19 protein-coding genes, 3 tRNA genes and 2 pseudogenes are annotated in these 24,614 nt (G+C 65.5%); 13 read left to right on the top strand and 11 right to left on the bottom strand.

Translation table 11 applies throughout. From position 1 onward, the window contains the following. Positions 1 to 12 precede the first annotated feature (12 nt). The 4 genes from ACZLZQ_RS16435 to ACZLZQ_RS16420 all read right to left on the bottom strand — a co-directional run bounded on the left by ACZLZQ_RS16435 (position 13) and on the right by ACZLZQ_RS16420 (position 3,455). Positions 13 to 1,191, bottom strand: coding sequence for a D-alanyl-D-alanine carboxypeptidase family protein (locus ACZLZQ_RS16435; protein ID WP_472950293.1), 1,179 nt, complete (start codon positions 1,189 to 1,191; stop codon positions 13 to 15). Between the two features lie 154 nt (positions 1,192 to 1,345). Then, positions 1,346 to 2,545 (bottom strand): septal ring lytic transglycosylase RlpA family protein, encoded by a 1,200-nt coding sequence (locus ACZLZQ_RS16430; RefSeq protein ID WP_472950292.1) that lies wholly within the window; start codon positions 2,543 to 2,545, stop codon positions 1,346 to 1,348. 681 nt (positions 2,546 to 3,226) lie between these two features. Next, positions 3,227 to 3,300, bottom strand: a tRNA-Gly gene (locus ACZLZQ_RS16425). Between the two features lie 71 nt (positions 3,301 to 3,371). After that, positions 3,372 to 3,455, bottom strand: a tRNA-Tyr gene (locus tag ACZLZQ_RS16420). A gap of 204 nt (positions 3,456 to 3,659) precedes the next feature. On the opposite strand from ACZLZQ_RS16420, the gene rlmB reads away from it, so the two are divergent. After that, a complete protein-coding gene (gene rlmB, locus ACZLZQ_RS16415) occupies positions 3,660 to 4,523 on the top strand; it encodes a 23S rRNA (guanosine(2251)-2'-O)-methyltransferase RlmB (protein WP_472950291.1) in 864 nt (287 codons plus the stop codon). A gap of 126 nt (positions 4,524 to 4,649) precedes the next feature. Beyond that, entirely contained in the window at positions 4,650 to 5,399 is a 750-nt protein-coding gene (locus ACZLZQ_RS16410) for a DUF1007 family protein (RefSeq protein ID WP_472950290.1), read from the top strand. A gap of 43 nt (positions 5,400 to 5,442) precedes the next feature. Here the strand turns inward: ACZLZQ_RS16410 and ACZLZQ_RS16405 are convergent, their stop codons facing one another. The 5 genes from ACZLZQ_RS16405 to msrB form a co-directional block, all read right to left on the bottom strand. Then, positions 5,443 to 5,847, bottom strand: a complete 405-nt coding sequence (locus tag ACZLZQ_RS16405) for a Fur family transcriptional regulator (RefSeq protein ID WP_472950289.1) — start codon at positions 5,845 to 5,847, stop codon at positions 5,443 to 5,445. A gap of 142 nt (positions 5,848 to 5,989) precedes the next feature. Continuing rightward, positions 5,990 to 7,075 (bottom strand): FAD-binding oxidoreductase, encoded by a 1,086-nt coding sequence (locus tag ACZLZQ_RS16400; RefSeq protein WP_472950288.1) that lies wholly within the window; start codon positions 7,073 to 7,075, stop codon positions 5,990 to 5,992. 10 nt (positions 7,076 to 7,085) lie between these two features. Continuing rightward, on the bottom strand, positions 7,086 to 8,330 hold the full coding sequence (locus tag ACZLZQ_RS16395; protein ID WP_472933384.1) for an aromatic ring-hydroxylating oxygenase subunit alpha: 1,245 nt from the start codon (positions 8,328 to 8,330) through the stop codon (positions 7,086 to 7,088). Between the two features lie 285 nt (positions 8,331 to 8,615). Further along, positions 8,616 to 9,083: an iron-responsive transcriptional regulator RirA gene (rirA, locus tag ACZLZQ_RS16390; RefSeq protein WP_472933385.1), complete on the bottom strand. Its 468-nt coding sequence runs from the start codon at positions 9,081 to 9,083 to the stop codon at positions 8,616 to 8,618. 391 nt (positions 9,084 to 9,474) lie between these two features. Continuing rightward, positions 9,475 to 9,882: a peptide-methionine (R)-S-oxide reductase MsrB gene (msrB, locus tag ACZLZQ_RS16385; RefSeq protein ID WP_472950287.1), complete on the bottom strand. Its 408-nt coding sequence runs from the start codon at positions 9,880 to 9,882 to the stop codon at positions 9,475 to 9,477. 236 nt (positions 9,883 to 10,118) lie between these two features. Here msrB and ACZLZQ_RS16380 point away from each other — a divergent pair. The 11 genes and pseudogenes from ACZLZQ_RS16380 (at position 10,119) to cysG (ending at position 23,774) form a co-directional block, all read left to right on the top strand. Then, positions 10,119 to 10,208: transfer RNA gene (locus ACZLZQ_RS16380), tRNA-Ser, on the top strand. A 612-nt stretch (positions 10,209 to 10,820) separates the two neighbouring features. Beyond that, positions 10,821 to 11,390: pseudogene (locus tag ACZLZQ_RS16375) on the top strand (recombinase family protein). Between the two features lie 121 nt (positions 11,391 to 11,511). Beyond that, positions 11,512 to 12,102: an ANTAR domain-containing response regulator gene (locus tag ACZLZQ_RS16370; protein ID WP_472933388.1), complete on the top strand. Its 591-nt coding sequence runs from the start codon at positions 11,512 to 11,514 to the stop codon at positions 12,100 to 12,102. Positions 12,103 to 12,112: 10 nt separating this feature from the next. Next, entirely contained in the window at positions 12,113 to 13,342 is a 1,230-nt protein-coding gene (locus ACZLZQ_RS16365) for a CmpA/NrtA family ABC transporter substrate-binding protein (RefSeq protein WP_472950286.1), read from the top strand. Positions 13,343 to 13,699: 357 nt separating this feature from the next. After that, complete coding sequence (locus tag ACZLZQ_RS16360; protein ID WP_472950285.1) at positions 13,700 to 15,004, top strand: CmpA/NrtA family ABC transporter substrate-binding protein; 1,305 nt, start codon at positions 13,700 to 13,702, stop codon at positions 15,002 to 15,004. Between the two features lie 41 nt (positions 15,005 to 15,045). Continuing rightward, the gene (ntrB, locus tag ACZLZQ_RS16355) at positions 15,046 to 15,948 is read left to right on the top strand and encodes a nitrate ABC transporter permease (protein ID WP_472933391.1); all 903 of its coding nucleotides are present in this window, start codon (positions 15,046 to 15,048) and stop codon (positions 15,946 to 15,948) included. Between the two features lie 32 nt (positions 15,949 to 15,980). Continuing rightward, a complete protein-coding gene (locus tag ACZLZQ_RS16350; protein ID WP_472933392.1) occupies positions 15,981 to 16,781 on the top strand; it encodes an ABC transporter ATP-binding protein in 801 nt (266 codons plus the stop codon). A gap of 32 nt (positions 16,782 to 16,813) precedes the next feature. Beyond that, positions 16,814 to 19,270, top strand: coding sequence for a nitrite reductase large subunit NirB (gene nirB / locus ACZLZQ_RS16345; RefSeq protein WP_472950284.1), 2,457 nt, complete (start codon positions 16,814 to 16,816; stop codon positions 19,268 to 19,270). After that, the gene (nirD, locus tag ACZLZQ_RS16340) at positions 19,267 to 19,617 is read left to right on the top strand and encodes a nitrite reductase small subunit NirD (protein WP_472950283.1); all 351 of its coding nucleotides are present in this window, start codon (positions 19,267 to 19,269) and stop codon (positions 19,615 to 19,617) included. The genes nirB and nirD overlap by 4 nt, the downstream gene beginning before the upstream one ends. A gap of 4 nt (positions 19,618 to 19,621) precedes the next feature. Next, on the top strand, positions 19,622 to 22,294 hold the full coding sequence (locus ACZLZQ_RS16335) for a molybdopterin-dependent oxidoreductase (RefSeq protein WP_472950282.1): 2,673 nt from the start codon (positions 19,622 to 19,624) through the stop codon (positions 22,292 to 22,294). Next, a complete protein-coding gene (gene cysG, locus ACZLZQ_RS16330) occupies positions 22,275 to 23,774 on the top strand; it encodes a siroheme synthase CysG (RefSeq protein ID WP_472950281.1) in 1,500 nt (499 codons plus the stop codon). The genes ACZLZQ_RS16335 and cysG overlap by 20 nt, the downstream gene beginning before the upstream one ends. 143 nt (positions 23,775 to 23,917) lie before the next feature. On the opposite strand, the gene ACZLZQ_RS16325 is transcribed toward cysG, so the two are convergent. Both ACZLZQ_RS16325 and ACZLZQ_RS24295 read right to left on the bottom strand, forming a co-directional pair. After that, a complete protein-coding gene (locus ACZLZQ_RS16325; protein ID WP_472950280.1) occupies positions 23,918 to 24,139 on the bottom strand; it encodes a hypothetical protein in 222 nt (73 codons plus the stop codon). Positions 24,140 to 24,304: 165 nt separating this feature from the next. Next, positions 24,305 to 24,586 (bottom strand): annotated as a pseudogene (locus tag ACZLZQ_RS24295) (efflux RND transporter permease subunit); the annotation flags it as partial. Positions 24,587 to 24,614: the final 28 nt, after the last annotated feature.

The following is a 24,614-nucleotide window of genomic DNA, read 5'->3' as shown; positions in this document are numbered from 1 at the left end:
GGCGGTGTAGCGTCAAAGCGACTTGATCCATCCGAAGGCAAGCTCCTGCGCCGCATCGAGGGCGCGCATGGCAAAGGTGCCCCGGGCGACGCTCTGGCCGGCATAGAGGTCGTGCGCGACGCTCAGCTGGCCGTCGATGTTGACCTCGAGCCGGCCGATCCGCGCGCCGGCGTCGATCGGCGCCTGCAGCGGGCCGTCATAGCGGATCATTGCGGTGACCGTCTCGGGGCGGTCGCTCGGGACGTAGGCGATCACCGGCTCCCGGGTCAACAGCGCGACGCCCGGCTGGTCGCCGCCATAGACGGTCGCGGTGCCGACGCTGCTGCCCTCGGCGAATAGCTGCTCGCGCCGGAAGGCGGTGTTCGTCCAAGTGAGCAGGCGCTTTGCCTCCTCGGTGCGCTCGGGAATGCTGGAAAGGCCGCCCAGCGCCATGAAGGTGGTGCGCCCGTCGAGCTGGGTGACGCCGACCAGCGAATAGCCGGAAGCCTCGGTGTAGCCCGTTCCCATGCCGGTGGCGCCAATGTTCATGGCGAGCAGCGGGTTGCGGTTGCGCTGCTTGATCTTGTTCCACTCGAAATCCGGCTGCGCGTAGAGGCCGTAGAAGCTGCCATGCGCCTCTTGGATATGGCGGGCCAGCACGGTGAGGTCGCGCACGGTGACGGACTGACCGTCCGCCGGCAGCCCGGTCGGATTGACGAAAGTCGAGTTCTTCAGCCCGAGCTTGCGGGCGGTCTCGTTCATCAGGCCGGCAAAATTCGCCTCGGAGCCGGCAAAGCCCTCGGCGATGACGATCGCCGCATCGTTGGCGGCCTGGATGATGGTGCCGCGGATCAGGTCTTGCAGCGGGACGACGGAATTCAGCTTGGCGAACATGGTGGAGCTGCCGGAGGGAGCGCCGCCGGTACGCCAGGCATGCTCGCTGACCTTGAACTCCTGCGTCAGCGCGAAGCGGTTTTCCTCGATCGCGGTGAACACCACTTCCATGGTCATCAGCTTAGCGAGGGAAGCCGGTGGAAACGGCTTGTCCGCATCCTTCTCGAACAGCACCGCGCCGGTCTCACCGTCGATGATGATGGCGTTCCGCGCCTTCGTCGTCATCGCCTCGGCGGCAAGGGCACCGGACAGCGGCAGGAGGGCACAGAGAAGGGTCGTGACGGCAAGGAACTGGCGGGCGGCGAGGGTCACGCGCATGGGCTCTCGGGGCTCAGAGGGTGCATCGATCGGGGGATCGCACCGGTCTTGCAAGCCTACCAGAAAACATGCTGCCGAGAGCACATCAAAACGTCTATCCCCACTCATCGCGCTGTCTCAGCGCTGCGGGAATCAGGACGTGGCGTGCGCGGGATCAGTCGTGCAGGACGAAGGCGCTGTCGGCACCGGCCTGCCAGAGCGCCTGCAACAGCCCGTCGGTGTCCTCGCCCGGATTGGCGTCGAGCGCCAGCGAGACCGTGCCCGGCTGGTCGCCGGTGTCGACGACCAGTCGGCCGTGTCCGTTCGCCAGCTGGCGGATGGTCTCGACCAGCTTCTTGTCGCCGACGGTGCCGATTTCGATGCGCTCGCCGGCATAACCCTGGCTGATCGCCGACAGGGCACCGGAGGCGCCCGACGATGCCGCCGCTGGGGCATAGGAAGCGACGAGCGAACCGTAAGCATTGGCCCTTGGGGTCGGACGCGGTGCCGAGACACCTTCGCTGCCAGCGCCGCTGATGATGGAATCGACGCTGAGGCTGCTGGTGTCGACCAGCGAACCGCTGGAGCGGCTGGCGGCGGGCTGCGTCAGGCCAAGCGGCCGGACGCCGGGAAGCGCGGCGGCGCGGGGTGCCACGAGGGCCGTCGCATAGCCACGCGTCGGAACATCGTTGGAGGCGACCATCACGCCGGTCGGCAGGCCGTCATTCAGCGGGCTGGCCGTGCCGGCGCGGTAGCTCGCCACCAGCATCGGCGTGTCGTCGCCCTCGAGCGGCGCCTTGCCGACATATTCGACCGTGACGTCGCCGACGCCGTCCTGCTTGTAGCCGAGCATTTCGGCGGCGCGCGAGGAGACGTCCATCACGCGGTCGGCGACGTAGGGACCGCGGTCGTTAACGCGCACCATGACGCTCGCGCCGGTCTTCTTGTTGGTAACGCGGGCATAGGAGGGCAGCGGGAAGGTCGGGTGGGCGGCCGAGAGGCCGAACATGTCGTAGACTTCGCCGTTCGCGGTCAGCCGGCCGTGGAAGCTCGAGCCGTACCAGGAGGCCTTGCCGGACTTCTTGTAGCCCGGCTGTTCCTTCGGATAGTACCAAATGCCCCGTACCTTGTAGGGCTTGCCGACCTGCTCGCGGCCGCCGCCCTTCGGAACGATCTTGCGGTCGGTGACGCGCGGGCTCGCCTTCACGCCGTATTCGGCGGAGGAGAAGGATTCGTTCGGGTCGCTCTTGATGCGCTCGTGCTTGTCGCCGCCGTGGGTGGAAGAACCGGACTGGCATGCCGTCATGGCGATGGTCGACAGAATGACCGCGGAAACAGTCAGCGAGCGTCGCAGCGTAGCATGGACAGTGGTCATTCGGCTTTGATCCCCGGGCACAGTCGACAGGCGCATTCGAACAGTGGGATGCGAGGCCCCTCGCCTTGACCGCATCCCTCGGCTGAAAGAGTTATCAGCGGATTAATCCGTGAAGCAACTTGGGGGAACCGCGTCGAAACGGACCGCCGCAAACGATCCTCGATTGACTGTGCTTTTGCGATGACAGTCATGATCGCGCCATACATGTTGACGCTGCAGCCGAATTGGCGGCCACCATCCGGCTTCTGATAAATGCAGTTAGAAGACTGAATCTTTTGGCTTTTCGATAAGCTCGCTGAGGTGGCCAAGGGCTGTCGGCTGGCCTTTGATGCCGCCCATCAACCAAGGCAGCTGCCGCTTTTTCGTCACAAAGCCGCCTGATTCGTCGGCTGCGATAAATTTCCATCACAATTTGTTACATTGGAGCTTGGCGGCGACCATCACGGGTGGATGGATTGGGTCGCCAGCCGGCGTGAGAGACGCCGGAAGGACCTCAAGGAACGTCCTATCGCCTTCGCTTTTCTGCTGGCGCCGAGAACGCGGTTCTGGGCGAGCGCACGAGAATGCCACGCAACGGCGATCCACAATGCTTCTGACGACGAAGTCAGGAGTTGCGCTAAAGGGGTACCATGAAGCGAGGGCGTATTCGGCCGTTGTCTAAGGTGGTCGTCATCTGGGGAGTGGAGCGGGTAACGGGAATCGAACCCGTATATTCAGCTTGGAAGGCTGCTGCTCTACCACTGAGCTATACCCGCGTCGCTTGCAGTCTCCGGCACCGTGCCGGCATTGGGCTGTTCAGATCCGGCCTAATGGGCCGGCAAGGTTATGGTGGAGGGAGTTGGATTTGAACCAACGTAGGCGAACCAACGGATTTACAGTCCGTCCCCTTTAACCACTCGGGCATCCCTCCATAACCGGCGTCGAAAGGCAAGCATGCAGCTCGCTATCGGTGGTACGCCAGAACCATTGGGCAGTGCGGCTGACCGCGTCGCCTTGGGCTCCGGGCGGCGTTATGCAGAGCGGCGCCGATGCTGTCAACACGCGTTATGCCGTGAAGCATCGGAAATCCCCAGCGAACGTTGTGCGGGCGGGCCCGCTTCGATAGAGAGACGGCATGAGCGCAGACCGACCGACCCACACCCCCAAGGATAGCCACTACGCAACGCTGCGGCGTGCCTATCGAGATGCCAAGCCCGGCGCGAAGACCGAGAGCGGCGAGAAGCCGCGCGGCGAGCGGCCTTCGCATCCCGGCAAGCCGGGACCGGACGACCGGGTGCGGCTCTACGGCCTGCACACGGTGGCGGCGGCGCTGAAGAACCCGAAGCGCAAGGCCTTCCGCCTTCTCGCCACGCGCAACGCGCTGGTGCGGCTGGAAATCGACGAGGCGGCCCTGCCCTGCCCGCTGGAGATCGTGGAGCCGCGGCAGCTGGACGTCGAGCTCGGCTCGGATGCCGTCCACCAAGGTGTGATGCTGGAAGCCGCGCCCTTGAAGACGAAGTCGCTGCAGGATGTCGGCGATTCCGAGATCGTGCTGGTGCTCGACCAGGTGACCGACCCGCACAATGTCGGCGCCATCCTTCGCTCGGCAGCGGCTTTCGGGGCGGGCGCGATCATCACGACCTCGCGCCATTCGCCCCAGGAGAGCGGCGTTCTCGCCAAGGCAGCTTCCGGCGCGCTGGAACTCGTGCCCTACGTCCAGGTGACCAATTTGGCCGATGCCCTGCAGAAGCTCGGCGAGCGCGGCTTCCAGACCGTCGGTCTCGATTCGGAGGGCGAAGGCCAGCTCGAATCGGCTTTCGCCGGAACGCGTCTCGCTCTGGTGCTGGGTGCCGAGGGCAAGGGGCTTCGGCAGAAGACCCGCGAAACGGTCGACGTTCTGGCGCGGCTGGAGGTGCCCGGCGAGATCCGCTCGCTCAACGTCTCCAACGCGGCCGCTGTCGCCCTCTACGCAGCCCGGCGCTTCCTCGCACCACGGTGATCAGAGCGGCTTAAGCGGTCTGTCTCGGCCCGGCAACCGCATTCCGAATCGACCGATGGCCGCCTGCATCCTGCTTTTCCAAGAAGCGTCAGTCATGACCGTCCGCAAACGAATCGCGAGCCGGCCATGGCGCTTCGCAAATTCGCCATTCTCGTCGGCTCCATCGCCCTGACGCCGAGGAGCCTTGCCATGAACCCAACCATGCGATTCGCCGCCTGTGCGAGCATTGCGATGGCGTCGGCTGTCGCGGGCGCCACGCCCGCTGCGGCGCACCCACATGTATTCGCCAACTCCACTGTGCAGATCGTCGTCGGCGCCGACGGGCGGATGGTGTCGCTGCACAACAACTGGTGGATGGACGAGCTGTTCTCGTCGAGCGTCGTTGTCGACTTCGACAAGAACGGCAACGGCACGCTCGATCCGGACGAACTGAAGGCGATCGGCAAGCAGGTCGGCTCCTCGATCGCCGAATGGTCCTACTACACCTTTGTCACCCAGAACGGCGCGAAGGTGCCGCTGACGGCCCCGCCGACGCTCGATGTGATCTTTGATGCCAAGAGGGGCCAGCTGCGATTCTCGTTCAGCATGGCGCCTGCCGCGCCGCTAGAGCTGAAGGGAAAGACCACGACGGTCTCCAATTTCGACGACACCTACTTCGTCGCGTTCGACTTCACCGGCGGGGACAAGGCTTTTTCGGTGAAGGGCCTGCCGAAGAAATGCAAAACCACCACGGCGGCACCCACACCGGACCAGGCGGCAAAGTCCTGGATGGATTCGATCTCGGCGCTGGGAACCAGCGACACGGTGCCCGAGGACGGGATCAAGTTCTCCGAGGTCCTGTCGACGAAGTTCAGCCTGGATTGCAGCAAGGCCTAATAGGCGTCGTCGCGAGTGCAGCGTCCAGCGGCCCCGGAAGCGATCAGACGTTGCCCTCGGTGCAAGCCGCGCAGATGCCCTTGATTTCGATCGCCGTCTTGGACGGCCTGAAATGGTTGTCGGCGGCCCAGCGGGTCAATCGCTCCTGCACGTCCGGTTCGGAGAATTCCGTGACGTTGCCGCATGTTTCGCAGATCGCAAAGGCCATCATCGATGTGGCGTGACTGTGCGGATGGGCGCAGGCAACGAAGGCGTTGACGCTTTCCAGGCGGTGGACGAGACCGGCGTCGACGAGCTTGTCGAGCGCACGGTAGACCTGCAGCGGCGCGCGGAGCCCGTCCTCGCGCAGCGCGTCGAGGATGGAATAGGCGCTGAGCGGCCCCTCGGCCCGCTCCAGCGCCCCCATCACCAGACCCTGATTCTTCGTCAGTGCGGGCGCGTCGCTCATGACATGGCTCCCTGCGGGAAGGCGGTCGTTCCCCATCCTCCTCCCTATCGCAAACGAGGGAGGGCCGGACAAGCAACTGTTATAAGATTACCGCCGGCCCCGGCCAAGGCCCGCTTGCTTCTTCAGGTCGCCGCGATCCGCGTCAGACCTTCACCTCGACGCGGCCGATCGGCTTGGAGCAGCAGGCGAGGATGTAGCCTTCCTCGATCTCGTCGTCCCGGATGCCGCCATTGTGCACCATGTGGACCTCGCCGGAGATTTTCAGCGTCTTGCAGGTGCCGCAGACACCGAACTGGCACGCGCTCGGAATGTTCAGGCCGAGGCTTTTGGCGACCTGCAGCACGGTATCGGTCTCGGTGCAGGCTGCTTCGAGGCCCGACGCCGTGAAGACGATGCGGGCGCCCTTCCCGTCTTCCGGAATGACGTCGTCGGCGCCGGGCGGCGGCCCCTCGATCACCTCGGGCGCGCTGAAACTCTCCTCGTGATAATGCGCCATGTCAAAGCCGGCGGCATTCAGGATGTCGCGCACCGCCTGCATGAACACGGCCGGGCCGCAGCAGAAGATTTCGCGGCCGTGGTAGTCGGCGGCGATGAGCTCCAGCATCAGGCTGTTGATGCGGCCCTTGTAGCCGGTCCAGGCGTCGAAGGGATCGGCCCGCTCGACGATCCAGGCAAGGTCGATGTCGTTGACCCGCGCCGCCATCCGCTCGAGCTCGGCCCGGAAGATGATGTCGGACGGGCTGCGCGCGCAGTGGATGAACTTGATGTCGGTGTGGCGGGCATTGTCGTAAAGCCAGCGCGTCATCGACATCATCGGCGTGATGCCGGAGCCGGCCGAGATGAAGAGATAGCGCTCGGCCGGATGGTTGTGGAAGGTGAAGATGCCCGCGGGGCCATAGGCCTTCAGCCGCACGCCTTCATGCACATTGTCGAACATCCAGCGGCTGGCGACGCTGCCGGCCTGCGCCTTTACCGTCACCGAGACCGACAGCGGCCGTGAGGGGCTCGACGACAACGTATAGGTGCGCAGCACCGGCCCGCCGGGCATCGGCAGCTCCAGCGTCACGAACTGTCCGGGATGGTAGCGGAACCAGGATTCATCCGGCGTCTGGAACGAGAACGTCATGACGTCGGACGTTTCCGGCAGCACCGCAACGCATTCGAGGACCTGGACGTCATTCCAGGGGCGCATCTCATCGAGATGCTTGGGACGCGATGCGGGGATCATCTGCTCCGTCTCAGGCGACCGAGGCCAGCCGCGGGGCACGATCGCTGGTCAGGCGCTTCTCCATGAAGCCGCAATACCAGTCTACGAACTGCAGCACGCCGCCTTCGTGCACCGGCGAGTACGGGCCCGGCAGATAGGCCGGCGAGTTGATGCCGAACTGGTTCTCCTCGATGATCCGGCGGTCCTGGTCGTTGGTGGCGATCCAGACCTTGGTCATCTCGTCGATGGAGTAGTCGACGCCCTCGACCGCATCCTTGTGCACCAGCCATTTGGTGGTGACCTCGGTCTTGTTCGGGCCGATCGGCAGCACACGGAACGACGTCGCGTGGTCGCCGAGGACGTGATTCCAGGTGGTGGGATAATGGAACAGCAGCATCGAGCCGATCTGCGGCGTCAGCACGGTCTCGCTCAGCGGGCGCTTGACCGCCGCCTTGCCGGACATGGTGAAGCTCACGGCATCGCGCAGCAGCGGCATGCGGGCCGTGCGGAACTGGCCGTCCTCGGAAATCCTGAACTGGCTCGGCAAGCCGGCGGCCTCGCAGCGCTGCCAGTGCTCGGCGATCTCCGGCTCGTCCATCGCGTCGACGCCGGTGACGCCCGGCGCCTCGGGGAAGGTGCGGCACAGCTCGGGATGGCTGCCGGCGCAGTGGTAGCACTCGCGGTTGTTCTCCCAGGTGAGCTTCCAGTTGCCTTCCTCGACGATGCTCATCTCGAAGGCTACCTTCGTCTCGCCGAGCCGGTGCGGCGCCAGATAAGGGCCGACCATCGTGCGGACGGGCTCGAAGTCCGGCGCGACGTCTGAAAGGCTCACGAAGATGTAGCCGCCGACGGTCTCGCAGTGGACCGGCTGCAGGCCGAACTCGGCCGGCTTGAAGTCCGCGCCCATGTCGCGGGCGAACAGCAGGCGGCCGTCGAGCTCGTAGGTCCACTGGTGATAGGGGCAGACGAGCTTGGCGGTGACGCCCTTAGCTGCCGAGCAGATGCGCGAGCCACGGTGACGGCAGGAATTGTGGAAGGCGCGGATGTTCTTCTGCCCGTCGCGGACGATCAGCACGGGATAGACGCCGATCTGCACCGTCATGTAGCTGCCGGGCTTCGGCAGCTCGCAGTCATGGCCCATGAACAGCCAGTCGCGGTACCAGATGGTCTCGAGATCGACCTGATAGTAGTCGGGATCGCTGTAGAAGGCCTGCTCGAGGCTATAGCCGGGCTTACGCCGCTGCAGCTTGGCCAGCATATCGTCGCGAACGTTCATGCCCATCTCCCGCACCGTCTAATTCCCGTTCCGCCTATCGGGGAAAACCCGATCCCCGGTGAACCGCCGTTCTGCGGCTCTTCCGGAGGGACGATGTCCCGTTCTGTCGGGGCCTCGCCGCGTCCTCGACCCTTGCGCCGAAGCAAGCCAGGACCCGGTGATCACACCACCCGGACGGCGTGAACGAGCCGATAAAAGCGACAGCATTCCCCACTGTCTACGACATCCGGGCCGCCGGGTATGGATCACGGTTGAAGCGCTTGAAAAGGCGGAGCCTGTACTGCCTCAGACGGCGGCAAGTGCCTGTTGCGGCAGCATGTCTCCGAGACCAAGCCGGCGCCGAATCGAGGCCTTCTCTCCGGCAAGGTCGGCGATGGTGTAACCGCCGAGCACGCCCATGAAGGCAGCCAGCGCGGCGCGCAGCGCGGCGTTGAGGCTGCAGCTGTCGATTAGCGGGCAGTCGCTCTTGCCGGTCTCGAAGCATTCGGAGAGGTTGAAATTGTCCTCGGTCACCTCGACCACCGCCCGCAAGGTGATGCGGCTGGCGTCCTGGCCGAGCCGGATGCCGCCATTGCGACCGCGAACGGTCTCGATGAAGCCGGCTTCGACCAGCGGCTGCAGGATTTTGAACAGGAACAGTTCGGAGACCGAATAGGCGGTGGCGATCTCCCCGACGCGGCTGAGACGATGGTTGTTCACCGCGCAATACATCAGCATGCGGATGGCGTGGTTGGTCTGGCGGGTCAGGCGCATCTTAGCTTCCCATGCACGAGACGACGCAAGCCGGCGTCGATCCCCCACATTAGAAGGATTCCAAAACTAAGAGAAGGGCTGATCGCAAATCAGTTTGGTCTGCTTCTACCGGGAAGATGCTCAGCTCGCGAGACCGCGGGTAAAAATGCCGATTTTCCCGCGGCAATCCGCCGATGTAAGTCTCATAGACCAGGATTTCCGGATGACGACCGCTCCCGAGACCATGCTGGACATCGCACGGGCACAGGCCTGTTCGACCGAAAGTAGCGATGGGGCGTGTCACCCAACCCCAGCATGTCTTGAACGACCTGCTCTTCGAAAATAAGCGCAGGGCAGTCTGCTTGAACCAACCCATGTTCTGGAGGGGAGCGTGCCCCCCTCCAGAGAGGTCTCAGTCGGCGGCAGGTTGAAAGTTCATTGCGACGCCGTTGATGCAATAGCGCAGGTGAGTCGGCGGCGGGCCGTCGTCGAAGACATGGCCAAGATGGCTGCCGCAGCGGCTGCAGTGCACTTCGGTGCGGACCATGCCATGGCTGCGGTCGACAGTGCTTTCCGTCGAGCCTTCCACCGGGTCGTTGAAGCTCGGCCAGCCCGTGCCGCTCTCGAACTTGCGGGTCGAATCGAAGAGTTCCTGATCGCAGCCGGCGCAAGAGAAGATGCCGTGGCGCTTCTCGTAGTTCAGCGCGCAGCTGCCTGGCCGCTCGGTGCCATGGCCGCGCATCACCTGATACTGTTCCGGCGTCAATCTTGCGCGCCATTCGGCATCGGTTCGGGTGACGGCAAAGTTGTGGGCGTCCATATCTCGTCCTTTCGCTGGATCGGCTGGATATGGGCACGCCGCCCTTACCTGGCAATCGCTGCCGGTCTTAAACCCGCGTGCATCGGTCTGTCGCAACACCCGGAACGCCGAGCCCCGGTTGACGCCGCGCGCCGGTGAACGCTAAAGCCTGAAGGACAAAACCGTTCGGTAGCAGAAACGGCCGCGGCGGATCATCCTCGATCCCCCCGGCCGCGATTGTCTAGCGAAGAGACCACGGATGGGTGGCCGAGCGGTTGAAGGCACCGGTCTTGAAAACCGGCGGGCGGGAGACCGTCTCGTGGGTTCGAATCCCACCCCATCCGCCATTTCTCTTTTCGCAGTTTCACGCCCAGCCTTGCAAAAGCCCGCAGAACGAGCCTTTGCAATTTCAAAGATTGCTCGTAACCCTTCGTCAAATCCTGCTTCAAGCCAAGGGTATGCGGGGTAGAAAATGGGGTATTTTAAGATGGGGCGGGGGTATTTGTACCGTTGATCGATACGGTAGTCCCCATGGCTGGCTAGGGTCGCGGCCGACGCTGATCGACGGCAAAGTCGATGGTTCCGCCCTTGAGGCAAGCGCCTGAAGCGCCAACGATGGCAGTGTTTGTTCCGCTGTTGGTAAACTCAGAACCACCCTTATCGCCTGCCGCAACGAGACATCCTCCCGCACCGCCATTGCCGTCGCCATAGGTCGTCTTCGCGGCGGTTGCGACAGCGTAAATGCTACGTTTTTGGCTCCGGCTTCACCCAGCGAGCGACATCCTAATTCGACCGCTTCGCACCGGCTGGTCCGCCCCCCTCCCCGACCGCGACGGCCTTTCGAAAACCACTTGCGGGTTGAGAACCCAGCGCAAGAGGATTGTGAAAAGCTAGAACGCAGGTGCCGCCGTCGACGCAAAAGCCTTCCTCAAACGGCCGTTTGCGAAAGGCTCCTCCCTATGTTGCTCGGCTACGCCCGTGTCTCCAAGTCCGACGACCAGAGCACCGCCGCGCAGGCCCGCGCGCTGCGGGATGCCGGATGCGATCGCGTGTTCGAGGAGACCGCGTCCGGCGGGCGCTCGGATCGCCCGGAGCTTCAACGGCTGCTCGACCACTTTCGGCCTGGTGATACCCTCATGACCTGGAAACTCGACCGCTTGTCGCGTCCGTTGAAGGACGCTCTTGCGATCATGGAATGAGTCGAGAAGACCGGCTCGGGGTTCCGATCCCTGACCAAGCCCATCGACCCGGCAACGGCACCACGGCGGATGCTCATGCATATGGTCGCGGCGTTCGCGGAGTTCGAGCGGACGATGATCCGCGAGCGCACCAGTGCCGGTCTCCGACAGGCTCGGGCCGAAGGCCGCATCGGCGGGCGTCGCCCGAAGCTGACCGCCCGCCAGCGCCAAGAGATCGTCGAGAGCGTCTTGTCCGGACAGAGAACTGCAGCGGACATGTCCTGGCTCTACAGTGTGTGCCAGCCGACGATGAGCCGGATTTTGACAGATGCCCGATCAAGACCCGACTGAAGCCGGCAGGGACCTCTCCATTACGGTGCCGAGCAGCTGGTCGGCTGCTTTCGATACATAGCGATTGAGCCGCTTGAATCTTTCATGTTGCGCTGCGTCAGGGCGTGCGCAACATCGTCGGATGGAGTCCATCGGCCTTGCCATCTTGATCGTCGACGAAAATCGGGCTCGTGCATCGATCATCGAGGAGGGCCTGCTCGAGGCCGGGCATCACCGTGTTCATGTCGTCAAGGAGATGACGGGGCTGGTGCGCGAGATAGAGGCCTTCAAGCCGGATGTCATCGTCGTCGATCTCGAAAATCCCAACCGCGACCGGCTCGAACAGTTCTTCCAAGTGACGCGCACCGTGCAACGGCCGATCGCCATGTTCGTCGATCGCTCCGATGCCGCCTCCATGGAATCGGCCATCGCGGCGGGTGTCTCCGCCTATATCGTCGACGGCTTGAAGAAGGAGCGGGTCAAGCCGATTCTCGACATGGCGATCCTGCGTTTCCACGCCTATTCGCGACTTACCCGCGAGCTCGACGAAGCCCGATCCGAGTTGGCCGACCGCAAGGTGATCGAGCGGGCGAAGGGGCTCGTGATGGCGATGCGCGGCATTTCCGAGGAGCAGGCGTACCGGATGCTGCGCGAGACGGCGATGAACGAGAAGAGGCGACTGGTCGACATTGCGCGCAGCGTCGTCACCGCGGCTTCCCTGTTGTCGAAATGAGAGCGAGCCGATGACCGTCCTTCGACATGATCCGGTGGTGCGTGCCGGCTTCATTCCACTACTCGACGCGGCGGTGCTGATCGCCGCCAGCGCGCTCGGGCTCGACCGGGAGCACGGCGTCCGCCTCGAGCTCGTGCGCGAGGTGTCCTGGTCGAACATCCGCGACCGTCTGGCCTTTCGCCAGTTCGACGTGGCGCACATGCTGGGTCCCATGGCGGTGGCCTCGCAGCTCGGCCTCGGCTCCAACCCCTATCCCGTCATCGCGCCCTTCGCGCTCGGCATGGGCGGCAACGCCATCACGCTGTCGACCCCGCTGTTCGCCGAGATGCAGGCGGCAAGCGAAGGCGGCGAGACGTCCGCGGCGCACGGGCGGGCCCTGAAGCGCGTCATCGACGTGCGGCGACGGAGCGGCAAGCCGCCGCTCGTGCTCGGCTGCACCTATCCGTTTTCCTCGCACAATTACGAGTTCCGCTACTGGATGGCACAAGCCGGGATCGACCCGGACCGCGACGTGACCATGACGATCGTGCCGCCGCCGATGACCGCCGACGCGTTGAAGGCGGGCGTCATCGACGGCTTCTGCGTCAACGCCCCGTGGAACGTCCTCGCGGTCGAGGCCGGCATCGGCCGGGTCGTCGCGGTCAAGGCCGACATCTGGCCGGCCTCGCCGGAAAAGGTGCTCGGCATGCGGCCGGACTGGTGGGACGCCAACCGCGAGACCGGCGAGCGATTGCTCATCGCCCTCGATGCCGCCGCCAGGTGGTGCGATGTGCCGGCGAACCGCCCGGCGCTGGCTGACATCCTCGCCCGGCCAGACTACATCGGCGGATCGGCGACGATGATCGCCGCCATTCTCGCCGGCGACATCCCGATCGGGCCCGACGGCACCCGCCGCCATATCCCGGACTACCTCACCTTTCACGCCGAAACGGCAAACTTTCCCTGGCAGAGCCAGGCGCTGTGGACCTACAGCCAGATGGTGCGCTGGGGCCAGGTCGGCTGGAGCGAGCGGCAGGCCAAGCTGGCCGCCAGCGCCTTCCGCCCAGATCTCTACCGCGCAGTCTTCGCCGACCGCATCGATCGCCTGCCGTTGGCGGACCAGCGGATCGAGACCGGCCCACCGGGCGACGGGCCCGTCCCCGGCGCCCGCTTCGACCCCTCGCAGATCGTGGGCTACGTCGCGCAGTTCCCCATTCGTCACGCGGGAGACGGCGCGCCACCCTCCGCCGCAGGCGATTGATCGACACGCAAACAGCCGCGCGAGTCCTGCTGCATCTTTAGTCACCACGACACGGAAATGCGCAGCGCCTGAGCCGGATTGGAACCTTTGTAAATCAGCGGTTTGTTCGATTCTGCCTACAAAAAGAACACACACGCCTGCCGTCTATTTGGACTTTCCAAATGGTGCGTCTTCGGATCAAATAAGAGCGTGCCCGTCAAAGAAGACAGGGCATCGAACAGCTTCGAACGCGAAGCATTCACCAGACATCGACGTCGCTGGACCTGCAATCGTCTTCCGTAACCGGAGGTCGCCTTGCCGGCACCGCGGCGTTTTTTTTGTTTCCGAGCCGAGCCCCCCTTCCGTCCGAGGATCGACATGTCCGACCCCATTTCCGCCGGCCTCAACCGGCGTCGCTTCCTGCAAAATGCCGCCGCGACCGCAAGCACGGCGGCGCTGTTCTCGGCGATCGGCGCCGCCTTTCCGGCCGGCGCCTTTGCTCAAGGGGCGGGCCCCGAGACGACCAAGGCGATCCTCGGCTTCATCGCCCTCACCGATGCCGCACCGCTGATCGTCGCCAAGGAGAAGGGCTATTTCGAGAAGCACGGCATGCCGGACGTCGAGGTGGTCAAGCAGTCGTCTTGGGGCACAACGCGCGACAATCTCGTGCTTGGCTCGGCCGGCTCAGGCATTGACGGCGCCCATATCCTGACGCCGATCCCCTACCTGATGTCGGCGGGCAAGGTCACGCAGAACGGCCAGCCGCTGCCGATGGCCATCCTCGCCCGCCTCAATCTCGACGGCCAGGCGATCTCGATCGGCAAGGAATATGCGGGCCTTAAGGTCGGGCTCGATGCCTCGGTGCTGCGCGAAAGCTTCGCGCAGAAGAAGGCGGCCGGTGCCCCGGCCAAGGTCGCGGTGACCTTTCCGGGCGGCAACCACGATCTCTGGATGCGCTATTGGCTGGCGGCCGGGGGCATCGATCCCGACAGCGATGTCGAGACCATCGTCGTCCCGCCGCCGCAGATGGTCGCGAACATGAAGGTCGGCACCATGGACGCCTTCTGCGTCGGCGAGCCGTGGAATGCGCAATTGGTCGATCAGGGCATCGGCTTCACCGCCCTGACCTCGGGCGAGCTCTGGTCGAAGCACCCGGAGAAGAGCTTCGCGATGCGCGCCGACTGGGTGGAGAAGAACCCAAAAGCGACGGTCGCGTTGCTGATGGCGGTGCAAGAGGCCGCGCAATGGGCCGACGACATGGCCAACAAGGACGAACTCGCCGAAATCCTCGGCAAGCGCGCCTGGTTCAACGTCAAGCCGGCCGATATCGGCCCGCGGATGAAGGGCAACATCGATTACGGCAATGGCCGCGTGGTGGCGGATTCCCCGCACTTTATGAAGTTCTGGCGCGACGACGCGTCCTATCCCTTCAAGAGCCACGACGCCTGGTTCGTCACCGAGGACATGCGCTGGGGCAAGCTCGAGGCCGCGACCGACGTCAAGGCCATGGTCGACCGGGTGAACCGGGAGGATCTCTGGCGCGAGGCGGCCAAGGCGCTCGGCGTCTCGGCGATCCCCGCCTCGGCCTCGCGCGGCAAGGAGACCTTCTTCGACGGCAAGGTCTTCGACCCCGAAAATCCCGCCGCCTATCTCGCCAGCCTCGCCATCACCCGCATGGTCTGAGCCGGCCCGCGCCGACAGACCCGCCGCACCGGAGACTGACGATGTCACAGACCGTCCTGAAGACCCCAGCCACCCTCCACGTCATTGCAAAACCGGCGGGGATCGCGCCGGTGGTGCCGCTGAGGCCGCGCGGCGAGACGCCGGCAGCGCGCCTCGGCCGCATCGGCAGAAGCATCGCCAGCAACACGCTGCCGCCGCTGGTGACGCTCGTCCTCCTCCTGGCGCTTTGGGAAGCGCTCTGCTCGGGCGCCGGGGCTCGGCTGCCGCCGCCGAGCCAGGTGGTCAAGGATACCTGGGAGCTGATTGCGAACCCCTTCTACGTCAACGGCGGCAACGACGTCGGCCTCGGCTGGCAGATCTGGGCGAGCCTCCAGCGGGTCGCGCTCGGCTATGCCTTCGCCGTCGTCGCCGGCATCTCGCTCGGCGTCCTCGTCGGCCAGTCGAACCTTGCGATGCGCGGTCTCGACCCGATCTTCCAGGTGCTGCGCACCGTGCCGCCGCTGGCCTGGTTGCCGCTCTCGCTCGCCGCCTTCCAGGACGGCCAGCCCTCGGCGATCTTCGTCATCTTCGTCACCGCCGTCTGGCCGATCATCATCAACACCGCGGTGGGCGTGCGCAACATCCCGGACGACTATCGCAACGTCGCCAAGGTGCTGCGGCTGAACGGCTTCGAGTTCTTCTGGAAGATCATGATCCCGGCCGCCGCCCCCTACATCTTCACCGGCCTCAGGATCGGCGTCGGCCTGTCCTGGCTCGCCATCGTGGCGGCCGAGATGCTGATCGGCGGCGTCGGCATCGGCTTCTTCATCTGGGACGCGTGGAACTCCTCGCTGATCAGCGACATCATCCTGGCCCTCGTCTACGTCGGCATCGTCGGCTTCGTGCTCGACCGGATCGTCGCCTCGATCGGTAAGGCTGTCACCCGCGGCACCTCGGCCACATGAGCGGCCACCTGACTGGATCGGAGATCAAGACGATGAGCACCAAACCCTTCCTGTCCATCGAGGGCGTCACCAAACAGTTCGCCCGCGGCGGCGCGGTCACCGAAGTCCTCCTCGACATCGACCTGACAGTCGCCAAGGGCGAGTACATCTCGATCATCGGCCATTCCGGCTGCGGCAAGTCCACGCTCCTTAACATCGTGGCGGGGCTGACGGACGCGACGCGCGGCGTCGTGCTGCTTGAGGACAAGGTCGTCGACGCGCCCGGCCCCGACCGGGGCGTCGTCTTCCAGAACCATTCGCTGCTGCCCTGGCTCACCGTCTACGAGAACGTCGCGCTGGCGGTCGACAAGGTGTTCGGCCGCACGAAGAGCCGCGCGGAACGGCGCGAATGGGTGATGCGCAATCTCGAGCTCGTTCACATGGGCCATGCCCGCGACAAGCGCCCGTCCGAGATCTCCGGCGGCATGAAGCAGCGCGTCGGCATTGCCCGCGCGCTCGCGATGGAGCCGAAGATCCTGCTCCTCGACGAGCCTTTCGGTGCCCTCGACGCCCTGACGCGGGCCCATCTCCAGGATCAGGTCATGGCGATCCAGGCCAATCTCGGCACCACGGTGATGATGATCACACACGACGTAGACGAGGCGGTGCTGCTGTCGGACCGCATCGTCATGCTGACCAACGGCCCTTCGGCGCGGATCGGCGAGATCCTCGACGTGCCGCTCGCCCGTCCGCGGCGGCGGCTCGAACTCGCCGCCGACCCCGCCTACATCCGCTGCCGCACCGCGGTGCTGAAATTCCTCTACGAGCGCAACCGCTTCGTGGAGGCGGCATGACCGCGGCCTGCATCCCCGGAGAGGTCCCCTCCATGCCCCAGCGACTGGTGATCATCGGCAACGGCATGGCGCCCGGCCGGGCGCTTGAGCACCTCTTCGAGAAGAGCCCCGGCCGCTACGCCGTGACGGTCTTCAACGCCGAGCCGCGCGTGAACTATAACCGGCTGATGCTGTCGCCGGTCCTGTCGGGCGAGAAGCGCTACGAGGACATCATCACCCATGACGATGCCTGGTATGCTGCGAACGGCGTGACGCTGCACAAGGGCAAGCGCATTGAAGCGATCGACCGCGCTGCCCGCACCGTCACCGCCGCAGACGGCACGGTGGCGGACTACGACCGGCTGATCATCGCGACCGGGTCGACGCCCTTCATCGTGCCGGTGCCCGGGCACGACCTGCCTGGCGTCCTTGCCTATCGCGATCTCGACGATGTCGAGAAGATGTGGGACGCCGCGCGCCGCGGAGGGCGGGCCGTCGTCATCGGCGGCGGGCTGCTCGGACTGGAAGCCGCCGCCGGTCTGAAGGCGAAAGGGATGGACGTCACCGTCCTCCACATCATGCCGACGCTGATGGAGCGCCAGCTCGACCAGGCGGCCGGCTGGCTGCTGGAGCGCTCGCTCAAAGAGCGCGGCATCGACATCCTGTGCAAGGCCAACACCAAGGCGATCCTCGGCGACGGCAAGGTCGAGGCCGTGCTGCTCGAAGACGGAACGACGATCGCCTGCACGACGGTGATCATGGCGGTCGGCATCCGGCCATCGACTGCGCTCGCGAAGGCCGCCGGCCTCGAGGTCGCCCGCGGCATCGTCGTCGGCGACGACATGCGCACCTCCGACCCCGACATCTTCGCGCTCGGCGAATGCGCCGAGCACCGCGGCATGGTCTACGGCCTCGTCGCGCCGCTCTACGAGATGGCCGAGGTGGTGGCCTCGCAGCTCGCGGAGCAGGCCGAGGGACAGTATCTCGGCTCGGTCACCGCGACCAAGCTGAAGGTCACCGGCATCGATCTGTTTTCCGCCGGCGATTTCGCCGAGGGCGAGGGGCGCGAGGAGATCGTGCTGCGCGACGCCGCCGCCGGCGTCTACAAGCGACTGGTGCTCGAGGGAGGACGCATTCTCGGCGCCGTCCTCTATGGCGAGACGTCGGACGGCGCCTGGTTCTTCGACCTCGTGAAGAAGAAGAGCGACGTGTCGGCGATGCGCGACACCCTGATCTTCGGCCAGTCCTACCAGGGAGGATCCCCGCTGGACCCTATGGCGGCCGTTGCAGCCTTGCCGGATGATGCGGAAATCTGCGGCTGCAACGGCGTGTGCAAGGGCAAGATTACGACGGCGATCACCGCCAGGGGCCTGACGACGATCGACGACGTCCGTGCCCATACGAAAGCCTCCTCCTCCTGCGGCTCCTGCACGGGCCTCGTCGAGCAGCTGATGAGACTAACGCTCGGCGCGGCTTTCAATCCCGCGGCGGTGAAGCCGATGTGCGCCTGCACCGATCTCAGCCATGCCGACGTGCGCCGGCTGATCGTCGCCAAGCATCTCGCCTCGATCCCCGAAGTGATGCAGGAGCTGGAGTGGAAAACGTCTTGCGGCTGCTCGAAATGCCGGCCGGCGCTGAACTACTATCTCCTCGCGGAATGGCCAGGCACCTACCAGGACGACAAGCAGTCGCGCTTCATCAACGAGCGCGTCCACGCCAACATCCAGAAGGACGGCACCTATTCCGTCGTGCCGCGGATGTGGGGCGGCATGACGACGTCGCACGAGCTGCGCGCCATCGCCGACGTCGTCGACAAGTTCCAGATCCCGGCGGTGAAATGCACCGGCGGCCAGCGCATCGACATGCTGGGCGTCAAGAAGGAGGACCTTCCGGCCGTCTGGGCCGATCTCAACGCCGCCGGCATGGTCTCGGGCGCCGCCTACGGCAAGGCGCTGCGCACGGTGAAGACCTGCGTCGGGACCGACTGGTGCCGCTTCGGCACGCAGGATTCGACCGGGCTCGGCATCCGCCTGGAGCGCTTCATGTGGGGCTCCTGGACGCCCGCCAAGCTGAAGCTCGCCGTCTCCGGCTGCCCGCGCAACTGCGCCGAGGCGACCTGCAAGGACATCGGCGTGATCTGCGTCGACAGTGGCTACGAGATCCACTTCGCCGGGGCCGCCGGGCTCGACATCAAGCCGACGGAGGTGCTGGGCCATGTCCGCAGCGAGGACGAGGCCCTGGAGGTGATCGTCGCGCTGACCCAGCTCTACCGCGAGCAGGGTCATTACCTCGAGCGGATCTACAAATGGAACAAGCGCGTCGGCATCGACAGCATCCGCGCAGCGGTGATCGACGATCTGGCGAAACGCGCCACGCTGTTCGATCGCTTCGTCCACAGCCAGCAGTTCGTCCAGAAGGACCCCTGGGCCGAGCGCGCCAGCGGGCGGGTGGCGGCGCACGAGTTCCGGCCGATGGCCGATCTCACGGGCTTCGGGGAGGCCGCGGAATGACCGGTGCGCAGTGGTTGGCGATTGGCCATCTCGACGACATCCCCCGCCGCGGCGCCCGCTGCGTCGTCTCGCCGCTCGGCCGCATCGCCGTCTTCCGCACCGCCGACGACCAGGTCTTCGCCACCGAGGATCGGTGCCCCCACCGGGGCGGCCCCTTGAGCCAGGGCATTGTCCACGGCAGCTCGGTCTCCTGTCCGCTGCACAATCAGGTCATCGCGCTCGACAGCGGCCTGGTGCAGGGACCGGACCTCGGCGCCGTGCGGACCTTCCCGGTTCGCCTCGGCGCTGCGGGCGAGCTGGAAATGCTGATCGACCTCGCCCCCGCGCTCGCCGAAGCTGCGGAATAGGCCGGTGGAAGCCGCGCCTGCCGATCTGACGGTCCGCACGACATGCCCTTATTGCGGCGTCGGCTGCGGCGTGCTCGCGACGCCCCGCGCCGACGGCACGGTGACCATCGCGGGCGATCCCGACCATCCCGCCAATTTCGGCAGGCTCTGCTCCAAGGGCTCCGCCCTCGGCCAGACGATCGGACCGGAACAGCGGCTGCTCCGGCCAAGCATCGGCGGCAAGCCGGTCACCTGGGATCGCGCCCTGGACGTTGTGGCGACGGTCTTCTCCCAGGCCATCGCGGCGCACGGCCCCGACAGCGTCGCCTTCTACGTCTCCGGCCAGCTGCTGACGGAGGACTACTACGTCGCCAACAAGCTGATGAAGGGGTTCATCGGCTCGGCCAACATCGACACCAATTCGCGCCTCTGCATGTCCTCGTCGGTCGCCGGCCACCGACGGGCTTTCGGTGCCGATACGGTGCCGGGATGCTATGCCGACCTCGAGGAAGCGGACCTGCTGGTGCTGGTCGGATCGAACCTTGCCTGGTGTCATCCGGTGCTGTTTCAGCGCGTCATGGCAGCCAAGGCCGCCCGGCCCGCCATGCGGATCGTCGTCGTAGATCCCCGCCGCACCGCGACCGCCGATGCGGCGGACCTCCACCTCCAGATCCGGCCAGACGGCGACACCGCGCTCTTCTGCGCCCTTCTCGCCCATCTCGCCGATACCGGCATGGTCGATGCCGGGTTCGTGTCCGATCACACCAACGGCTTTGACGCAGCATTGGCGGCAGCGAGGTCATCTTCGGACATCGCCAAGGCGACCGGGCTTGCCGCCACCGACATCGCGACGCTGTTCGATCTGTTCGCCCGGACGGAAAAGGTCGTTACCGTCTACAGCCAGGGCGTCAATCAGTCGGCCTCGGGCACCGACAAGGTCAATGCGATCCTCAACTGTCACCTCGCCACGGGGCGGATCGGTCGGCCGGGGATGGGGCCCTTCTCCGTCACCGGACAGCCGAACGCCATGGGCGGACGCGAAGTGGGTGGCCTCGCCAACCAGCTCGCCGCCCATATGGACCTCGAAGACGCCGGGCATCGCAATCTCGTCCAGGACTTCTGGCAGTCCCCCCGGATCGCCGCGACACCGGGGTTCAAGGCGGTGGACCTCTTCGACGCCGTTCGCGACGGAAGGATCAAGGCGCTCTGGATCATCGGCACCAACCCGGTCGACTCCCTACCGGACGCCGACAGCGTGCGGGCTGCCCTCGCCGCTTGCCCCTTCGTCGTCGTGTCGGACATCGTGTCCGATACAGACACCCTGCCGCTTGCCCATATCGTGCTGCCAGCGGCCGGCTGGGGCGAGAAGGACGGCACGGTGACGAACTCCGAACGCCGCATTTCGCGCCAGCGCAGCTTCCTCAACTCGCCGGGGGAAGCGCGGCCCGATTGGCAAATCCTTGCCGAGGTCGGGCGCCGCATGGGCTTCGACGGGGCCTTCGACTGGCTGAGCGTCGGCGAGGTGTTCGACGAGCATGCCCGTTTGTCTGCGATGGAAAACGACGGAGCCCGTGACTTCAACCTTGCCGGCCTCACCTCTTTGACCCCCGACGGATACGACCTGATGTCCCCGGTGCAGTGGCCCGTGCCTGCCAACGATGCCCACGCGCTCGGCGATCAGCCTTCCGATCGTCGCTTCTTCGCCGCAGGGGGCTTCTTCAACCCGGATCGCCGGGCGCGCTTTGTCCCCGTACGCACGACGGCGGAGGTTCCCGCTGATCCGCAACGCCCATTCATCCTCAATTCTGGACGCATCCGCGACCACTGGCACACCATGACCCGCACGGGCCGCTCTCCGCGCCTGTCCGCGCACATCGCGGAGCCCTTCGCAGAGATCCATCCCGATGATGCCCTGGGTCTCGGCATTTTGGACGCGGAGATCGTGCGACTGGAGACGCGGCAGGGAAGCGGCCTTTTCCGGGCCTGCCTTACAACCCGCCAACGACGGGGCTCCATCTTCGTGCCGATGCACTGGACGGATCAGTTCGCGTCAGCATCTCGGGCGGGTGCGCTGGCTCAAAAACGAACGGATCCGCATTCAGGCCAGCCCGCATTGAAGGCGACTGCGGTCTCGGTACAGCGATTTCCCGTGTCATGGCACGGGTTCGCTGTTGTTCGGCATCGGCCGCGGGTCATTCCGGCCGAGTACTGGGCAATCGTCCGCACCGAAGGAGGCTGGCGACTGGAACTAGCCGGGCTAACCGTTCCCGCGCAATGGTCGACGTTTGCGGCGGACCTCTTCGGCACGGAGAAGGAGGAGCTCGTTTCCTACCGTGACGCGACATCTACGCGCCTTGCCGCCTTCGATGGCGAAGCGCTGGCTGGCGCTCTTTGGATCGCCGCGGCGCCCGTGGCTGTGGCACGTGCCTGGGCTGTCGAGCAACTGACTGCGGCTCATGCGCTCTCGCGACAGCGCCTTCTGGCGGGACGCGGCGGGGCCGACCGACCCGATATCGGTGCCATCGTCTGCGCCTGCTTCGCAGTGGGCTCCGCTGAGATCAGCGGCGCCGTAAGGAATGGCCGATGTCGGACGGTTCCGGACATCGGCAGTCTACTTCAGGCGGGCACGAACTGCGGATCATGCCGTACAGAAATCCAGGGAATTATCGATGGCTGCCTTGTCCGCGACGAAGCCTGACACGAACGATCGCCGCGCCCGAAGCCAACGCATCCAACCGCTGGCGACGTTGCCCGTCTTCTTCGACTTGACGGGGAAACGGGTCGTCATGACGGGTGGCGGGGCCGCGTCGGCTTGGAAGGCTGAATTGCTTGCGGCGGCTGGGGCTGTTGTCGTTCTGCATGCCCCTGCCGCGGAGCTGGGCGAGGAAATGGCGGCGCTGCTCGCCAACGGTCCCTCCGTTGGCTCGCTCACGCATCTCGATCGTCCTTGGGGCCTCGATTCCTTTGCCAATGCGGCGCTTGCCGTGGGTGATTGCGCCGACCATGCAGAGGCTCAAGCCTTCGCATGTGCCGCGCGCGATGCCGGTGTGCCGTGCAACGTCATCGACAAGCCGATTTTCTGTACCTTTCAATTCGGGACGATCGTCAATCGCTCGCCTGCGGTGATCGGGATCTCGACGGACGGGGCCGCTCCGATCCTCGGACAGGCGATCCGACGCCGCATCGAGACCCTGCTGCCGCCCGCTCTTGCCGATTGGGCCCAACTCGCCGCCACCATCCGCGAAGAGGTGATGGCTCGGCTCGCCCCGGGGCCTCTACGACGCGCGTTCTGGGAGCGTTTCGCGAGCAAGGCATTCACGGTGGCGACGCCGACATGTGAAGATCAGGGCGACATCAAAAGTCTCGTCGACGAAATCGCAAACGCTGAGGACGTTCGAGGTCGTGTGACTTTGGTCGGCGCCGGCCCCGGCGAGGCCGAACTGCTGACGCTGAAAGCTGTGCGCGCTCTCCAGGCGGCGGACGTCATCCTATTCGACGACCTCGTCTCCGACGAGATTCTGGAACTTGCCCGCCGAGAGGCCAAACGCTTGCTGGTCGGCAAGCGCGCCGCGCGCGAGAGCTGCCGCCAGGAGGACATCAACGCGCTGATGATCCAGTTCGCCAAGGCCGGCAAGCATGTGGTGCGGTTGAAGTCCGGTGACGTCTCGGTGTTCGGCCGCTCCGGCGAGGAGATCGAGGCGCTGAAGGCGGAGAACATCCCGGTCCGCATCGTGCCCGGCATCACCGCCGCATCAGCACTCGCCGCCGGCTTCGGCGTCTCGCTCACCCACCGCGACCACGCGAGCCAGGTTCGCTTCGTCGCCGGCCATTCGAAGAAGGGCGGCTTGCCCGACACGCTGGACTGGCCGGCGCTTGCCGACGTCCACGCCACCACGATCTTTTACATGGGCGGCCGTATGGCCCCCCTCATTGCATTACGTTTGATGGCACACGGGCTGCCAGGCAACACTCCTGTGGCGGTCGCCGCGAACATCTCCCGCATCGACGAAACACGGGCCGCTGGCACGCTGGAGAACCTTGCCGCCATCGTCAGCCGCATCGGCGTCGACCGTCCGATCCTGATTGGCATCGGTCGGGTATTCTTCGGATGCCTGGAAGGAGAGGACTTCGGACGCACTATGGACGCGACGGACCTCGTCCTTTCGAAGGCGAGTTAGCCGATCCATCACGCTCGCAAACTGCGTTAAGAAACAGCCGCAACGCCACCCTATCAACGGCTCGATCGAGTATCCTGCGCCTGGTCTCCTTGGATGGCCCTTGGGTGATGACTGTGGGCGACGACAAACCGCCGGCCGCGTGATCAGTTGAATTTCGCCTGCGAGGTCTTGCCGTCGGGACCCGTGAGCTGAACCGCTCCCTTGACCGGACCCTCGGACGGACTCGCAAGCGTCCCCGACAGGAACGGGCCGGCCGGGGCGAGCGTGACGCGAACCGGCTTGCCGCCGACTATGAGGACCGCGGTCCCCTTGAAGCCGTCGACCGCAACCGGAGCGTCGGCGGCGTCGCTGACGAACACCTTCACCTCGCTTCCCGCGGTGACGAGCTCGACATGGTGGGCCCCGGCATCGACCAGCGTTCCGCCGTTGGGTCCCTTGCGGGGTTCATGGGCCTGCGCGATGCCGGCCGCGAGAGTGCGGCGACGATGATCAATGTGCGGATGGTCATGGGTTCGGGTCTCTGGTTGAGGTCAGAAGGAATGGACGGCTGCCGCGCCGGGTGCCGCTTCGGCGGTCCCCGACATGGCCTGACGAGCGGCATTCACGAGGCGCTTCAGCGGCTTCTCGCCGTAACGCAGGAAGAGGACGGGGGTCAGGAAGGTGTCAAGCAGCGTCGAGGAGACGAGGCCGCCGAAAATCGTCACCGCGACCGGGTGGAGGATCTCCTTGCCCGGCGCAGAGGCATCGATCATCAGCGGCACCAGGGCGACACCCGCCGACAGCGCCGTCATGAGGACGGGCGTCAGCCGCTCGAACAGCCTCAGGCGCAGCGCGTTGCCG

The sequence above is a fragment of the Mesocryomonas lacus genome, from assembly GCF_055730105.2.
This window is presented reverse-complemented; position numbering and strand designations above follow the sequence as displayed.

Bases quoted from the DNA above. Each gene is read 5' to 3' on its own strand.
- ACZLZQ_RS16435 (WP_472950293.1), bottom strand. From the start codon at position 1,191: ATGCGCGTGACCCTCGCCGCCCGCCAGTTCCTTGCCGTCACGACCCTT.
- ACZLZQ_RS16430 (WP_472950292.1), bottom strand. From the start codon at position 2,545: ATGACCACTGTCCATGCTACGCTGCGACGCTCGCTGACTGTTTCCGCG.
- rlmB (WP_472950291.1), top strand. From the start codon at position 3,660: ATGAGCGCAGACCGACCGACCCACACCCCCAAGGATAGCCACTACGCA.
- ACZLZQ_RS16410 (WP_472950290.1), top strand. From the start codon at position 4,650: ATGGCGCTTCGCAAATTCGCCATTCTCGTCGGCTCCATCGCCCTGACG.
- ACZLZQ_RS16405 (WP_472950289.1), bottom strand. From the start codon at position 5,847: ATGAGCGACGCGCCCGCACTGACGAAGAATCAGGGTCTGGTGATGGGG.
- ACZLZQ_RS16400 (WP_472950288.1), bottom strand. From the start codon at position 7,075: ATGATCCCCGCATCGCGTCCCAAGCATCTCGATGAGATGCGCCCCTGG.
- ACZLZQ_RS16395 (WP_472933384.1), bottom strand. From the start codon at position 8,330: ATGAACGTTCGCGACGATATGCTGGCCAAGCTGCAGCGGCGTAAGCCC.
- rirA (WP_472933385.1), bottom strand. From the start codon at position 9,083: ATGCGCCTGACCCGCCAGACCAACCACGCCATCCGCATGCTGATGTAT.
- msrB (WP_472950287.1), bottom strand. From the start codon at position 9,882: ATGGACGCCCACAACTTTGCCGTCACCCGAACCGATGCCGAATGGCGC.
- ACZLZQ_RS16370 (WP_472933388.1), top strand. From the start codon at position 11,512: ATGGAGTCCATCGGCCTTGCCATCTTGATCGTCGACGAAAATCGGGCT.
- ACZLZQ_RS16365 (WP_472950286.1), top strand. From the start codon at position 12,113: ATGACCGTCCTTCGACATGATCCGGTGGTGCGTGCCGGCTTCATTCCA.
- ACZLZQ_RS16360 (WP_472950285.1), top strand. From the start codon at position 13,700: ATGTCCGACCCCATTTCCGCCGGCCTCAACCGGCGTCGCTTCCTGCAA.
- ntrB (WP_472933391.1), top strand. From the start codon at position 15,046: ATGTCACAGACCGTCCTGAAGACCCCAGCCACCCTCCACGTCATTGCA.
- ACZLZQ_RS16350 (WP_472933392.1), top strand. From the start codon at position 15,981: ATGAGCACCAAACCCTTCCTGTCCATCGAGGGCGTCACCAAACAGTTC.
- nirB (WP_472950284.1), top strand. From the start codon at position 16,814: ATGCCCCAGCGACTGGTGATCATCGGCAACGGCATGGCGCCCGGCCGG.
- nirD (WP_472950283.1), top strand. From the start codon at position 19,267: ATGACCGGTGCGCAGTGGTTGGCGATTGGCCATCTCGACGACATCCCC.